13 protein-coding genes are annotated in these 14,566 nt (G+C 73.9%); 7 read left to right on the top strand and 6 right to left on the bottom strand.

The genetic code is table 11. The features are described from left to right. The first annotated feature begins 1 nt into the window (after window position 1). On the top strand, window positions 2–1,174 hold the full coding sequence (locus ABZV94_RS20010) for a beta-eliminating lyase-related protein (protein WP_356341871.1): 1,173 nt from the start codon (window positions 2–4) through the stop codon (window positions 1,172–1,174). Here ABZV94_RS20010 and ABZV94_RS20005 read toward each other — a convergent pair. Then, entirely contained in the window at window positions 1,171–1,404 is a 234-nt protein-coding gene (locus ABZV94_RS20005) for a hypothetical protein (protein ID WP_356341869.1), read from the bottom strand. The genes ABZV94_RS20010 and ABZV94_RS20005 overlap by 4 nt on opposite strands. A gap of 162 nt (window positions 1,405–1,566) precedes the next feature. On the opposite strand from ABZV94_RS20005, the gene ABZV94_RS20000 reads away from it, so the two are divergent. After that, window positions 1,567–2,670 carry a DUF5937 family protein gene (locus ABZV94_RS20000; protein ID WP_356341866.1) on the top strand — a complete coding sequence of 368 codons (1,104 nt, stop codon included), beginning with the start codon at window positions 1,567–1,569 and terminating at the stop codon, window positions 2,668–2,670. Between the two features lie 30 nt (window positions 2,671–2,700). Here ABZV94_RS20000 and ABZV94_RS19995 read toward each other — a convergent pair whose 3' ends face one another. Then, window positions 2,701–3,372, bottom strand: a complete 672-nt coding sequence (locus tag ABZV94_RS19995; protein WP_356341864.1) for a response regulator transcription factor — start codon at window positions 3,370–3,372, stop codon at window positions 2,701–2,703. Between the two features lie 31 nt (window positions 3,373–3,403). Continuing rightward, window positions 3,404–4,609 carry a sensor histidine kinase gene (locus ABZV94_RS19990; protein WP_356341862.1) on the bottom strand — a complete coding sequence of 402 codons (1,206 nt, stop codon included), beginning with the start codon at window positions 4,607–4,609 and terminating at the stop codon, window positions 3,404–3,406. Between the two features lie 118 nt (window positions 4,610–4,727). Here ABZV94_RS19990 and ABZV94_RS19985 point away from each other — a divergent pair, with 118 nt between their 5' ends. Further along, window positions 4,728–5,918 (top strand): SAM-dependent methyltransferase, encoded by a 1,191-nt coding sequence (locus ABZV94_RS19985; protein ID WP_356341860.1) that lies wholly within the window; start codon window positions 4,728–4,730, stop codon window positions 5,916–5,918. Window positions 5,919–5,973: 55 nt separating this feature from the next. On the opposite strand, the gene ABZV94_RS19980 is transcribed toward ABZV94_RS19985, so the two are convergent. Beyond that, on the bottom strand, window positions 5,974–7,125 hold the full coding sequence (locus ABZV94_RS19980; protein ID WP_356341857.1) for an NADH-quinone oxidoreductase subunit D: 1,152 nt from the start codon (window positions 7,123–7,125) through the stop codon (window positions 5,974–5,976). A 31-nt stretch (window positions 7,126–7,156) separates the two neighbouring features. On the opposite strand from ABZV94_RS19980, the gene ABZV94_RS19975 reads away from it, so the two are divergent. Both ABZV94_RS19975 and ABZV94_RS19970 read left to right on the top strand, forming a co-directional pair. After that, complete coding sequence (locus tag ABZV94_RS19975; RefSeq protein ID WP_356341855.1) at window positions 7,157–7,660, top strand: PH domain-containing protein; 504 nt, start codon at window positions 7,157–7,159, stop codon at window positions 7,658–7,660. Further along, entirely contained in the window at window positions 7,657–9,000 is a 1,344-nt protein-coding gene (locus ABZV94_RS19970) for a PH domain-containing protein (protein WP_356341852.1), read from the top strand. Before ABZV94_RS19975 ends, ABZV94_RS19970 begins: the two co-directional genes overlap by 4 nt. A 72-nt stretch (window positions 9,001–9,072) precedes the next feature. On the opposite strand, the gene ABZV94_RS19965 is transcribed toward ABZV94_RS19970, so the two are convergent. Then, window positions 9,073–10,386, bottom strand: coding sequence for a hypothetical protein (locus tag ABZV94_RS19965; protein WP_356341850.1), 1,314 nt, complete (start codon window positions 10,384–10,386; stop codon window positions 9,073–9,075). Window positions 10,387–10,483: 97 nt separating this feature from the next. Then, the gene (locus ABZV94_RS19960) at window positions 10,484–11,611 is read right to left on the bottom strand and encodes an alpha/beta hydrolase-fold protein (RefSeq protein WP_356341848.1); all 1,128 of its coding nucleotides are present in this window, start codon (window positions 11,609–11,611) and stop codon (window positions 10,484–10,486) included. A gap of 226 nt (window positions 11,612–11,837) precedes the next feature. Between ABZV94_RS19960 and ABZV94_RS19955 the strand changes: the two genes are divergently transcribed. Both ABZV94_RS19955 and folP read left to right on the top strand, forming a co-directional pair. Continuing rightward, complete coding sequence (locus ABZV94_RS19955; RefSeq protein WP_356341845.1) at window positions 11,838–13,652, top strand: phosphatidylglycerol lysyltransferase domain-containing protein; 1,815 nt, start codon at window positions 11,838–11,840, stop codon at window positions 13,650–13,652. A 144-nt stretch (window positions 13,653–13,796) separates the two neighbouring features. After that, window positions 13,797–14,566 (top strand): dihydropteroate synthase (folP, locus tag ABZV94_RS19950; RefSeq protein ID WP_356341842.1); only part of this gene is annotated, 770 nt, incomplete at its 3' end.

The raw sequence follows: 14,566 nt of genomic DNA, 5'->3' as shown, positions 1-14,566 counted from the left end.
CATGACTGATGTGGCTGAGCAGGACGACGGACGGTCGGCGCAGGAGCGGTCGCGGAAGCGGCGCAGGGCCGCCCAGCTGGGAGCGCGGCGCGTCCTGGCGCACGCGACCCCGCGGGGCTCGATCCGCGATCGGCTCGCGCTGCTCCTGGAGGCCGGCGCCGAGGTCTACGACCTGGACGAGCCCGGGGACGTCTACGGCGACGAGATCGTGGCCGCCCTGGAGCGGCGGGTCGCCGCGCTGCTCGGCACCGAGGCCGCCGCGTTCTTCCCGACGGGCACCATGGCCCAGCAGGTGGCCCTGCGCTGCTGGGCGGCCCGCACCGGGAACCCGACGGTGGCGCTGCACCCACTGGCCCACCCGGAGGTGCATGAACGGCAGGCGTTCAGCCAGGTCAGCGGGTTGCGTCCGGTCAGGGTGGGCGGTGAGCACCGGCTGCCCACAGCCGCCGAGATACGCGACCTGGAAGAGCCCTTCGGGGCGCTGATGCTGGAACTGCCCCTCAGGGACGCCGGTTTCGTGCTGCCCACCTGGGAGGAGCTGACCGAGGCCGTCGAAGCGGCGCGGGAGCGCGACGCCGTCGTGCACTTCGACGGCGCGCGCCTGTGGGAGTGCACCGAGCACTTCGGGCGTCCGCTGGCGGAGATCGCCGGCCTGGCCGACAGCGTCTACGTGTCGTTCTACAAGTCCGTCGGCGGCTTCGGCGGCGCCGCGCTCGCCGGTCCGCGGACGCTGGTGGAGGAGGCGAAGACCTGGCGGCACCGGTACGGCGGCACGATCTTCCAGCAGTTCCCCACCGCCCTGTCCGCGCTCGTCGGCCTGGACCGCGAAGTGCCCCGGCTGCCCGAGTACGTGCGGCACGCGCGCGTGGTGGCCGCCGCGCTGCGCGAGGGCTTCGCGGCGGCCGGGGTGCCCTGGGCCCGCGTCCACCCGGAGGAACCGCACACCCACCAGTTCCAGGTCTGGCTGCCGTACGAGCCGGAGGCGGTCGCCGAGGCGGCGCTCCGCCAGGCCGAGGAGACCTCGGTGATGCTCTTCGCGAACCCCTGGAACGCCGGCGGGCCCGGCCTCGCCTTCACGGAGGTGGAGGTCCGGGCCGCGGGACTGGAGTGGACGGCGGACGACGTCCGCGCGGCCGTACGGGACTTCGTGGACCGCCTGCCCGGCACGGCCTAGAGGGCGCGGGCGCGGGGGCGCAGCCGGCGGGCCAGGGTGCCCAGCCGGTGGGTCAGGGTGCGCCGGAGCCGCCCGTGCGCGGGGCGTCCGGCGAGCACCGCGCGAAAGCGCCGGTAGTCGCGCACCTCGCGGACGAGGCCGAGTTCGTGGCGGCCCGGGGCGGGCGGCTCGGGCTCGCCGCGCAGGCGGGCGCGGTAGCTGTCGAGGAGGTACTGCTGGGTGATGCTCATGGCGGATCGCCTTCTCGGGACGTGGCTGATCGGTGACTGATCGGGCTCCGCGGCTGCCCCGGTGTCCTCCACGCTGCCCCCGCCCGGCGCGGATGTCCCGTGGATTGACGGCTGCCGTCAATCCACGGGGGCGCTGTCAGTGGCCCGGTGCACCATGGGGGCATGAGCGTGACCATCGACATCACCGGACTGCCCCTGGAGAGGGTCTCCGTCGTGCCCTCTCCGCTGGCGGAGCTGGGGATGGCGCTGCACGCGCTCAGCGGGCCCGGGCACCACCCGGAGCTGCGGGGCTGGGCGACCGCCGTCTCCTCCCGGCTGGAACCCTGTCTGGCCGACCGGCTGTGCGAGGCGGACTTCCTGTGGCGCATGACGTTCTCGGACGTCTTCGCCCCGTTCGCCGGCCTTCCCGGCGGGCGCGCGCTCCCCGGCGCCACGCTCGCCGAAGAGCTGGACCAGCTGGACAAACTGACGGACGAGCAGTTCGTCAACGCCGCCCTGGAGTTCACCTGCCAGCTGCGCTACGACATCCAGGAGCCCGGCCCGCTCGACGACCCGGAGCTGCGCCGCCGCTCCCTGGAACTGGCCGCAGCGCGCGGCACCGTGCAGGAGCGGTTCACGCGCCGCCTGCTGACCGATCCGCCGGCCGTGCGCGGCTGGTTCCGCCAGCTGATGCTCGACTGCGACGACGCCTTCTTCGCCGACACCTGGGCCCGTGTCCAGCCCCAGCTGGCCGCCGACGCCCGGCACAAGACCGAGCTGCTGCGCCGCAAGGGCCTCGGCGAGGCCCTCGCGTCCCTGTCCGGGGCCGTCTCGCTGGACGCGGAGGCCGGGCTGGTCACGGTCGACAAGCTGCTGGAGGGCCGCACCGCCACCGGCGACGGCGGCCTGGTGCTGGTGCCGACCAGCCTCGGCTGGCCGCACGTGATGGTCCTGCACCGGTACGGCTGGCAGCCCTCGATCATGTACCCGGCGAGCGGTTCCCGGCCGCAGACGCCCTCCGTCGAGCAGCTCACGCGCCGGCTGGAGGCGCTGGCCCACCCGGTCCGGATGCGGCTGTGCCGGCACCTGGCGCGCGCCCCGCACACCACCAGCGAACTGGCCGACGCGCACGGCATGTCGGCGCCCGAGATATCCCGGCACCTGACGGTGCTGAAGAAGGCGGGGCTGATCACCGACTGCCGCCGCGGCCGGTACGTCCAGCACCAGCTGGACCTGACCGCGGTGGCCCGGCTGGGCAGCGACTTCATCGAGGGCGTCCTGCGCTGAGGAGGCGGGTCCGGGACCGGGCCGGCGCGGTCAGCCGTGGCCGCCGGCGCGCACCAGTCCCGTCTCGTACGCGAGCACGACCACCTGCACCCGGTCGCGCAGGCCGAGCTTGGTCAGGATGCGGCCCACATGCGTCTTCACGGTCGCCTCGCTCAGCACCAGCCGGGCCGCGATCTCGCCGTTGGACAGGCCCTGCGCGACCAGCACCATGACCTCGCGCTCCCGCTCGGTGAGGCGTTCCAGCTCCTTGCGCTGGGGTCCCTTGCCGGCGGAGGGCAGCATCGGCGCGAAGCGGTCCAGCAGGCGCCGGGTGGTGGACGGTGCGACGACCGCGTCGCCGCTGTGCACGGCGCGGATGGCGGCGAGGAGATCACCGGGCGGCACGTCCTTGAGCATGAAGCCGGAGGCGCCCGCCTTGAGCCCGGAGAAGGCGTACTCGTCGAGGTCGAACGTGGTCAGGATGAGGACCTTGGGCGCGTCGGGCTCCGCGCAGATCCGCCGGGTTGCCTCCACGCCGTCCAGCTTCGGCATCCGGACGTCCATGAGGACCACGTCGACGGGGGTGGACCGCACCACCTGGAGGGCCTCGACGCCGTCGCCCGCCTCCGCGACGACCTCCATGTCCGGCTGGGCGGCGAGCACCATCCGGAACCCGGTGCGCAGCAGCACCTGGTCGTCGACGAGCATCACGCGGATCGTCATCGGGCCTCTTCCGTTCGGGATCAGGGGTCGGTCAGTGCGCCGGTTTGAGCGGCAGCAGAGCGCTGATGCGGAATCCTCCGCCCGGGCGCGGCCCGGCGTCCAGGGTGCCGCCGACCATGCCGACGCGCTCGCGCATGCCGATCAGGCCGTGGCCCTGCCCGTCGGCGCCGCCCTCCTCGTACAGCTCGTGCGGGGCGCCCTTGCCGTCGTCCTCGACCAGCAGGCCGAGACCGTCGTCGAAGTAGACCAGGCGGACGCTCGCGCCCGCGCCCGGGCCGCCGTGCTTGCGGGTGTTGGTGAGCGCCTCCTGCACGATCCGGTAGGCGGTCAGCTCCACGCCGCTGGGCAGCGGCCGCGGGGTGCCCTCCACCTTGAAGTCGACCGGGAGGCCGGAGCTGCGGCACTGCTCGACGAGGTCGTCGATCTGCTCGACGTCGGGCTGCGGGACGTACTCCCCGGTCTCCTGGTGTTCGCCGGTGCGCAGCACGCCCAGCAGGCGGCGCATCTCGGCGAGGGCCTGACGGCCGGTGGAGGAGATCGTCTCCAGGGCCTTCCTCGCCTGGTCGGGCGCGGCGTCCATGACGTAGGCGGCGCCGTCGGCCTGCACCACCATCACCGACACGTTGTGCGCGACGACGTCGTGCAGCTCGCGCGCGATACGGGCGCGCTCGGCGGCGACCGCGACCTTCGCCTGCGCCTCGCGCTCCTTCTCCAGGCGGGCCGCGCGCTCCTCCAACTGGGCGAAGTAGGCCCGCCGGGTGCGCATGGAGTCGCCGAGCACCCAGGCGAGGGCGAAGGGCACCGTCTGGAAGACCGCTATGGCGACCTGCCCGAGAAAGCTGGCGTGCTCGGCCGGCCAGCGGATCTGGGCCACGGTCGCCGCGCAGAGGCTGACGGCGAGCGCCAGCCGTGAGGCCCAGCGCGCGCCGACCGTCGCGACCGTGTAGGTGATCACCAGCATGGCGAAGTCGGGGACGGTCGTCTCGATGTCCAGGATCAGCTGGGCCAGCCCGGTCACGAGGGCGAGCAGCAGCATCGGCTCCGGGAAACGGCGGCGCAGCGCCACGACGACGCACAGGACGGTGGACACGGCGATGCCCCCGGCGATGGTGCCGTGGTGACCCGGCACCCGGTCGAGATTGACCACGCTCAGCGCGGACAGCCCGAACAGGACGACGGCCCAGAAGCAGTCGACCCAGGTCGGGTGGCGGCGGAGGAAGTCATAGAGGCGCTGCACGTAACCCAGAGTAGGGAAACCAGATGCGTGCAGGGGTCAACCGAAGGGCCGATCCGCGCCCGGCGCGCGTACTCCCCAAGGTGGATGCCGTGATCAACGGTGTGCCTAGTCTGGTGCGGTGACGGAAGGGACCACGGCGGAGGGCTTCCGCCGGAACAGCGGGAATCCCGGCCCGCGCGGCTGGCGCGAGGCGGCACAGGCGGCCCTGTACGGGCCCGGCGGCTTCTACCGGCGCCCGGAGGGCCCGGCGGGTCACTTCCGCACGTCCGTGCACGCCTCCCCGCTGTTCGCGCGGGCCGTGGCCCGGCTGCTGTGCCGGGTCGACGCGGCGCTCGGGCGGCCCCCGGTGCTGGACTTCGTCGACATGGGCGCCGGGCGGGGCGAGCTGGCCGCCGGCGTGCTCGCCGCCCTGCCGGCCGACGTGGCCGCACGCGCGCGGGCGTACGCCGTGGAGGTCGCCGACCGCCCGGCCGGCCTGGACGGACGGATCACCTGGCTGAGCGACATGCCGGACGCGGTCACCGGGCTGCTCTTCGCCAACGAGTGGCTGGACAACGTGCCCGTGGACGTCGTGGAGGTGGACTCCGCGGGCGTGCCCCGGCTGGTGCTCGTCGCGCAGGACGGCTGCGAACGGCTCGGGGAGCCCGTGTCGGGCGCGCCGGCCGACTGGCTCGCGCGCTGGTGGCCGCTGCCGGCCGAGGAGGGGCTGCGTGCGGAGATCGGGCTGCCCCGGGACCGGGCCTGGGCCTCGGCCGTGGACCGGGTGGTGCGGGGGCTCGCGGTGGCCGTGGACTACGCGCACACCGTGGACGCACGCCCCCCGTTCGGCACCCTCACCGGCTTCCGCGAGGGCCGCGAGACGGCCCCTGTCCCGGACGGTTCCAGCGACATCACGGCCCACGTGGCACTGGACGCGTGCGCGGCGGCGGCCGGCACGCCCTCCGGCACCGCGTCTGCGCCCTCGTGCGCGGCGCAGACACTCCCACGCACGGCGCAGGGGATGCGCGAAACGGCGCGGGAGCTTCCCGGCGCGCGTCTGCTCACGCAACGCGCTGCTCTACGCGCCCTCGACATCACCGGCGCACGCCCCCCGCTCGCGCTCGCCTCCACAGACCCCCCGGCCTATGTGCGTGCCCTCGCGAGCGCCGGCGAGGCGGCCGAGCTGACCGCGCCGGGCGGCCTCGGCGACTTCGGCTGGCTGCTCCAGCCGGTCGGCATCCCGGACCCCCTGGAGCCGGACCTCCTGGAGCCGGACCTCCTGGAGCAGGACCCGCGGGAGCCGGGCCCGCGGGACGCGCCCCGGCCGTGAGGCGGTGAGGCCCCTGAGGCCTACGAGACCGCTGAGGCCGTGAGACCCATGAGCCTCACTTGTCGATGTCGCCGACCACGAAGAACATCGACCCCAGGATCGCCACCATGTCCGCCACGAGCGTCCCCGGCAGCAGCTCGGTCAGCGCCTGGATGTTGTTGTACGAGGCCGAGCGCAGCTTCAGCCGGTACGGGGTCTTGTCGCCCTTGCTGACCAGGTAGTAGCCGTTGATGCCGAGCGGGTTCTCGGTCCACGCGTACGTGTGCCCCTCGGGCGCCTTCAGCACCTTCGGCAACCGCTGGTTGATCGGCCCGGGCGGCAGCTCGGCGAGCCGGTCCAGGCAGGCGTCCGCGAGGTCCAGCGCGTTGTGGGTCTGCTCCAGCAGGATCTCGAACCGCGCGAGGCAGTCGCCCTCGCTCCGGGTGACGACCTTCAGGGTGTCCTGGAGGTCGCCGTAGGCCAGGTACGGCTCGTCGCGGCGCAGGTCGAAGTCGACGCCCGAGGCCCGCGCGATGGGCCCGCTCACGCCGTAGGCGTGCACGGTCTCCGGCGCGAGCACGCCCACCCCGCGCGTGCGGCCCCGGAAGATCTCGTTGCCGAGCACCAGGTCGTCGAAGACGTCCATGCGCGAGCGCACGGCGGCGACGGCCTCGCGCGCGCGTGCGGTCCAGCCGGCCGGCAGGTCCTCCTTGAGGCCGCCGACGCGGTTGAACATGTAGTGCATGCGCCCGCCGGAGACCTCCTCCATGACGTTCTGGAGCACCTCGCGCTCCCGGAACGCGTAGAACACCGGCGTGATCCCGCCCAGCTCCAGCGGGTAGGAGCCGAGGAACATCAGGTGGTTGAGCACCCGGTTCAGCTCGGCGAGCAGCGTGCGCGTCCACACCGCCCGCCCGGGGACCTCCATGCCGAGCATCCGCTCCACCGCGAGGACCACGCCCAGCTCGTTCGAGAACGCCGACAGCCAGTCGTGACGGTTGGCGAGCACGATGATCTGCCGGTAGTCGCGCGCCTCGAAGAGCTTCTCGGCGCCCCGGTGCATGTAGCCGATCACCGGCTCGGCGCGCACGATGCGCTCCCCGTCCAGCACGAGCCTGAGCCGCAGCACCCCGTGCGTGGACGGGTGCTGCGGTCCGATGTTGAGCACCATGTCGGTGCTCTCCGCCGCGCCGCCGATACCGACCGTGGTCTCCGTCGTAGGAGTCATGGGCCCAGTTTCCCCTACGTACGCTGGGCTCATGGAAACGGGGACTCCCGAAGGGACCGGGGCGGCGACGGACCAGCCGGTGTGGCGCGGGCTGCGGCCCGGGCTGCTGCGGGTGCGCCGGCTGCTGCTGGTGGTGTGGACGGTGGTGCTGGCGGTCGCCGCGGGGCTCCTCCCGGGTCTTCTCGTGGGGCCGGGGTGGGCGGCCTGGGCGCTGCTGCCGCCGGCCTGCGCCGCGGGGTGCTGGTGGCTGCTGGAGCGCAACTGGCGCTCGTGGCGGTACGCCGAGCGCGCCGACGACCTGCTGATCAGCCGCGGTGTCCTGTGGCGTGAGGAGACGGTGGTGCCGTACGGGAGGATGCAGTTGGTGGAGGTGACCTCCGGGCCGCTGGAGCGGCGCTTCGGGCTGGCCACCGTGCAGCTGCACACGGCCGCCGCCGCGACCGACGCGACCATCCCCGGCCTCGACCCGGCCGAGGCGGAACGCCTGCGCGACCGGCTCACCGAGCTGGGCGAGGCACGATCGGCGGGCCTGTGACCACCCCGGACGGCACCGACGGCATACCCGGCGGCACACCGCGCCCGCCCGTCACCGAGCGCCGGCTGCACCCGGTCACGCCCTTCCGCCGGGCGTGGGCGCCGCTCGCCGTGCTGGCCGGCTGGGCCGCGCACGACCCGAACGGCGCGCAGGAGCAGCTCACGCGGCTGACCGGCACCGTGCTCCTGCTGGGGCTGGCGGTACTGGTGCCGGCGGCCGGCCTCTACGGCTTCCTGTCCTGGTGGTTCACGCACTACGCGGTCACCGACACCGAACTGCGCATACGCACCGGGCTGCTGTTCCGGCGCACCGCGCACATCCGGCTGGAACGCATCCAGGCCGTGGACGTCTCCCGGCCGCTCCTGGCGCGCATGGCGGGCGTCGCGAAGCTGCGGATCGACGTCGTCGGCGCCGAGCGCAAGGACGAGCTGGCCTTCCTGGGCGAGCGGGAGGCGCGCGCCCTGCGCGCGGAACTCCTCGCGCGCGCGGCGGGTTTCGCGCCCGAGACGGCGCACGAGGTCGGAGAGGCACCGGCGCGTGTACTGCTGCGCGTGCCCCCGCGCGAGCTGGCACGCTCCCTGGTGCTGACGGGCGCCACCTGGGGCTCACTGTGCGCCGCGCTGGTGCTCCCGGCCGTGCTGTGGCTCGTCACCCACAGCCTGTGGACGGTCGTCGGGACCGCCCTGCCGCTGGTCGGCGCGGCCGGCGCGAGCAGTGTGGGCCGGTTCGTCACGGAGTTCGACTGGACGGTGAGCGAGTCCCCCGACGGGCTCCGCATCGACCACGGGCTGCTCGACCGTACGCACGAGACGGTGCCGCCCGGCCGGGTGCAGACGGTACGGATCGTGGAGCCGCTGCTGTGGCGGTGGCCGGGATGGGTGCGGGTGGAACTGGACGTGGCCGGGTCCGCCAACTCCGTGCTCGTCCCCGTCGCCCCGCGCGCGGTCGCCGCGTCGGTCGTCGCGCGCGTGCTGCCCGGCGTGACCGTGCCCCGGGAGCTGTCGCGGGTGCCGCGCCGGGCCCGGTGGTGCCTGCCGTTGTGGTGGCGCGGGCACGGACTCGCGGTCACCGGCGCGGTGTTCGCCGCCCGCAGCGGCCTGCTGTGCCGCCGGCTCTCGCTCGTTCCGCACGCCAAGGTGCAGAGCGTACGGCTCACCCAGGGGCCCTGGGAGCGCCGCTGGGGGCTCGCCGACGTCCATGTGGACACCGGCGCCGACAAGACCGTGACGGCCCGGCTGCGAGGCGCGCAGGAGGCCGCGCGGCTCCTGGACGAACAGGCCGAGAGGTCCCGCACGGGCCGCCGGGACGCCCTGCCGGACCGCTGGATGACCACCGGCTGACCGACGCTTCGGGCCCGGCTCCCCTCGTGGGGAGGCCGGGCCCGGTGGCCGGTGCGTTCGGCTGACGTCGGATCAGGAGGCCGCGCTGCGCAGCCCCTCCACGTCGATCTGCTCGGTCTCGTCGTGCGCGGTCAGGTCGATGACCTGGCCGACCCCCCGGGAGCGCGCGTCGGCGGCCTTGAACCCGGCCTCGGACTCGGCCTTGTGCACGGCGAGCGCCTCGGGCCCGACGACGTCGGCGAGGTCCTCGTTCTGCACGGAGTCCAGCGTGGCCTTCGGCGCGCCCTTCTGGGTGCCGAAGAAGTCGAAGCCGCCCTCGATCACCGGACGCCGCGCGGGCGCCGCCGGTACGACGGCCACCGCGGTCGGCACCGTGAAGTGCCCGGCGGGCGGGCGGCCCACGGGACGCGCGAGTTCGGCCGCCGGCGAAGTCCCGGCGTCCTCCTTCACACCGTCCGCGGCGGGTTCTCCTTTGGCGACCGCGGCCCCGGCGGCGGCACCCTCGGGAGCCGGCTGCGCCTGCGGCCCGGACGTCTCCGGCGCGGCGGCGGGCTCCGCGGCACCGGGCTCCGCGGCACCGGGCTCGGCGGAGTCGCGGGCCTCGGTGGCCTCGGTGGTCTCGGTGGGCTCCGTGGCGGTGGACCCGTCCGGCTCGGCGGACCCCGGCCGCGCGGCCCGGACCTCCGCCGCCTCGGGCTCGTCCCCCTCGGCGTCGGCCTCGACCCCGGCCTCCGTCTTGCCGGGAGCCTCCCGGTCGAACCGTGCCAGAGCCGTCAGCGCCCGCCGGTAGAGCTGAGCGCCCTCGGGCGAGAACACCGCGGGCCGCTCCTCGGTGCCGGGCGCCTGCGCGCTCGCGGCGACCGCGGGCTCGGCGCCGCGCGCCGGCGGCAGCGCGGGCGACGACGAAGCCGCGGGCGCCGGCTCGGGTTCCGCCGCTTCGAGCTCCAGCAGCCGCCGGCCCTCCAGGGCGCTGGCGCGCTCGGTCTCCGCCGTGGCGTACCGGCGCAGCAGGGCCGCGTGCTCGTTGCGCAGGCCCGCCAGCTCCGCCCGCTTGGCGCGCAGCCGCTTCTCCAGCTTGGCGCGCAGCTCGCGGGACTCCTCCAGGTCGGTCTCCAGTTCGGCGACCCGTTCCTCGTACCGCCACTCGTCACCCGCACGCGCGCGCGTGAGTTCGGCGACCTGCTTGCCGGCCTGCGCGTCCCAGCGGCGCATCACGACCGCGCCGACGACCGCCGTCGCGGCGGCCGCCGCGGCCAGCGCGCGCAACACGCCGGCCTCGGAGAACACCCAGGGACCCAGCGCGCAGGCGACGGAGACGCCGGCGATCGCCGACGGGGGCAACAGCCGGTGCAGAGGCGGGGAATGGCGGTGGCGTCCACGTGGCATGGCCAGAAACTTACCGCGCGTAGGCGAATCGTGGGCCCCCGCCCCGTAAAAACACGGCCACACCGCGTGCGTCACGGGGCGTCAGGGCCACGGCGGCTCAGTGGTCGGTGAGCCGCCCGCTGAGCCACTGGAGCGTCGGCGGGATCTCGCGCCGCCAGGTGTTGAAGTTGTGGCCGCCGCTGCCGAGGATGATCGACGAGATCCGGGTCAGATTCGTGGCCTGCACCTTCTGGATGAACTTCATGGTGGAGTTGTAGTTGTGCTCGCCGACCTTGCTGCTGGTGACGAGCAGCGAGGTGTCCGGCGCCTTCTCGTGCTCCAGCAGCCAGAACAGGTCGGCGCGGTCGCGCAGTTTCTCGTCGCCGTGGAAGAGGTCACCGGTGGTGGGGTCGATCGGCGCCGTGTAGTACGGCGAGAGACCCGCGCCGGCCGCGTACACGCTCGGGTGGTGCATGGCGAGCTTGAGGGCGCAGTAGCCGCCCGTGGAGTCCCCGACGACGCCCCAGCTGCCCGGTCGCCTGCCGGCCCGGTAGTGCCCGAGGACGGCTTCCGGCAGATCCTTGGCGAAAAACGTTTCCGCTTGCGGGCCGCCGGGCACGTCGACGCACTCGGTGTCCCGCGGCGGCGCCACGGTCGGGCGCAGCATCACCAGGATCATCGGCTGCACCCGGCCGTCCTTGGCCAGCCGCTGCGCCGTGCTCGGGTAGTTCAGCTTCTCCACCAGCGCCCGCGCGGTGCCCGGGTAACCGGTCAGCACGACCGCCACGGGGAACGTACGCGTGCGGTACTGCGGCTGGAAGTACTCCGGCGGCAGGTAGACGTACGCCGGTGTGACGATGCGGGTCGTACGGCCCACGATGTCGACCTTCTGTATCTGCCCGCCCATCTCGGGCCGCGCGGCGCTCACGCCCGGCACGTCGGAGGTGGAGACGACCTGGAGCGGGCCGCCGGTGCTGCCGTTGGCCGAGTGGTCGACGACGACCCCCTGGTCGGTCTCCTGGCCGAACAGGTCCGCCCAGCTGGCGTAGAAGCCGAAGGCCTGGTTGGCGGCGAGCCCGACGGAGGCGAAGAGGGCCACCTGCGTGAACAGCAGAAGCCCGACCCGTCCGCTGACGGCCCGCCAGTTCGGACGGGCGAGGCGCGGCCACAGCCAGACCGTGCCGATGAACAGCACGACGGCGACCAGAATCGCCAGCACCAGCACTTTGTTGCTCGTGAGACCCATGGGCTGTTCCTGCCTGTGCTTTCCGCCCGTGTCGTGCCCACGCGAGGTTGCGAGGGCTTGCCCGGGGCTTTCCTTGGCCTTTGACCCGACTTTCCGGTAGGGAGTGAACCTCTCCCCCCGAGACACCGTCCTAGAGGGCGCAATGTCGCCGGATGCCCGATCGGGCCCGGGTTCAAGGTCTCTCGCAGAACTACGGGATGCGATGTCTGTCAGGATAGATGGGGAAATGTCGGGCGGGGTTCCGGGCCGATCAAGCCGGGCGCGGCGCATACTGCGCGGCCCGCGCCCCGAGGCCGTTCCCGCTGTGGTCGGCAGGGCCGCCGCGCTCGTGGGCGTCCTGGACATTGCCGCGGGTGTGTTCCCGCGCTTCCGTCACAGCCGTATGCACACCATGGCGGAGGTTCTGCCGGGCTCCTTCGGGCCGTTCGCGGCGGCGCTCTCGCTCAGCGCGGGTGTGCTGTTGCTGCTGCTCGCGCACGGGTTGAAGCGGCGCAAGCGCCGGGCATGGCGCGCGGCGGTCGCGCTGCTCCCGGCGGGTGCGGTGGCGCAGTTCGCGTACCGCCACTCGCTGGCGGGCATGCTGATCGCGGTCGCGCTGCTGGTGCCGCTGCTACGCCACCGGGACCAGTTCGCCGCCCTGCCCGATCCGCGCAGCAGGTGGCGGGCGCTCGCCAACTTCGTGCTCATGAGCGCCGGCTCCCTCGCCCTCGGTCTGGTCATCGTCAGCGTCCACCCGCACCGGACGATCGGCGATCCGAGCCTCGCCGACCGGCTGACGCACGTCATCTACGGCCTGGTCGGCTTCGAGGGCCCGGTCGACTACCAGGGCAACACGTCCTGGACGGTCGCCTTCTCCCTCGGCGCCCTCGGCTGGATCACCGCCGTCACCACGATCTACCTGGCCTTCCGCCCGGAGCACCCGGCCGCCCGCCTCACCGAGGAGGACGAGGTCAAACTGCGGGCGCTGCTGGCCAAGCACGGCGGGCGCGACTCGCTCGGCCACTTCGCGCTGCGCCGCGACAAGGCCGTGGTGTTCTCGCCGAGCGGCAAGGCCGCGGTCACCTACCGGGTCGTGTCCGGCGTCATGCTCGCCAGCGGCGACCCGATCGGCGACGTCGAGGCCTGGCCGGGTGCCATCGAGCGCTTCATGGACGAGGCCAGGGCCCACTCCTGGACGCCCGCGGTCATGGGCTGTTCGGAGACGGGCGGCGAGGTGTGGACCCGTGAGACCGGCCTGGACGCCCTGGAACTGGGTGACGAGGCGGTGGTGGACGTGGCGGATTTCTCGCTCGCCGGACGCGCGATGCGCAACGTGCGCCAGATGGTCAAGCGCATCGAGCGGGCCGGCTACGAAACGCGGGTACGGCGCATCCGTGACGTCGGCGAGGCCGAGCTGGAACGGATCCGCCGGGCGGCGGAGGACTGGCGCGGCACCGACACCGAGCGCGGCTTCTCCATGGCGCTCGGCCGCATCGGCGACCCGGCCGACGGCGACTGCCTGATCGCCACCGCCCACAAACAGGACGACACGCCGGGTGAGTACGGCGACCTGAAGGCGATCCTCCACTTCGTGCCGTGGGGCAAGGACGGGGTGTCGCTGGACCTGATGCGCCGCGACCGCAGCGCCGACCCGGGCATGAACGAACTGCTGATCGTCGCCGCCCTCCAGGCCGCCCCGAGGCTCGGCATCACCCGGGTGTCGCTGAACTTCGCGATGTTCCGCTCCGCCCTCGCGCGCGGCGAGAAGATCGGCGCCGGTCCGGTGCTGCGCGCCTGGCGCGGGCTGCTGGTGTTCCTCTCGCGCTGGTTCCAGATCGAGTCGCTGTACAAGTTCAACGCCAAGTTCCAGCCGCGCTGGGAGCCGCGGTTCGTGGTCTACCGGGCCTCCGCCGACCTGCCCCGCATCGGCTTCGCCGCCATGCAGGCGGAGGGCTTCGTCAACCTCGCCGTGCCACTGCCGCGCTTCCTGCGCCGGCGCCGGTCGACGGCCCAGCGCCCGTGCGCGCACGCGGTGACCGAACGGGACGTCCGAGCGGCGTGAGCCGCCCACCTGCCGACCGAGCCGCGACACGCCGAGCGGTACGGCACCAGGACCGGCCCGGGCGGAAGCCCCACCCCCTCCAGCACGGGGCTGCCGCCCGGGCCGCGACGCGTTCCGGCACGGCCCTGGGCCTACGCTGAACGTATGAACAACCTCAGCGGGCGCGGCCGAGTCGCCGGCCTTCCGGCATGGGACCGCTGCGCGGTCATGGGGGTCGTGAACGTGACCCCCGACTCCTTCTCCGACGGCGGCCGCTGGTTCGACACGACCGCCGCCGTCAAACACGGCCTGGATCTGGTCGCCGAGGGCGCGGACCTGGTCGACGTCGGCGGCGAGTCCACCCGCCCCGGTGCCACACGCGTGGACGAGGCCGAGGAGCTGCGGCGGGTCGTCCCCGTGGTGCGCGGCCTGGCCTCCGAGGGCGTCGTCGTCTCCGTCGACACCATGCGCGCCTCCGTCGCCGAACAGGCCCTCGCGGCCGGCGCCGCCCTCGTCAACGACGTCAGCGGCGGCCTCGCCGACCCCGCGATGATCCCGGTGGTCGCCGACGCGGGCGCCCCCTTCGTCGTCATGCACTGGCGCGGCTTCCTCGAGGGCGGCAATGTCAGGGGCGTCTACGAGGACGTCGTCGGGGAGGTCGTGGACGAACTGCACGCGCGCGTGGAGGCCGTTCTGGCGGGCGGCATCGCCCCGGACCGCATCGTCGTCGACCCGGGCCTCGGCTTCTCCAAGGAGGCCGAACACGACCTCGCCCTCCTCGCCCACCTCGACCGGCTGCGCGCCCTCGGCCACCCGCTGCTGGTCGCCGCCTCCCGCAAGCGGTTCCTCGGGCGGGTCCTCGCCGGACCGCAGGGGGCGCCCCCGCCGGCCCGCGAGCGCGACGCGGCCACGGCCGCCGTCTCCGCGCTCGCCGC

Origin of the sequence: Streptomyces sp. NPDC004658, assembly GCF_040609555.1 — a bacterium.
GTDB lineage: Bacteria > Actinomycetota > Actinomycetes > Streptomycetales > Streptomycetaceae > Streptomyces.
This window is presented reverse-complemented; position numbering and strand designations above follow the sequence as displayed.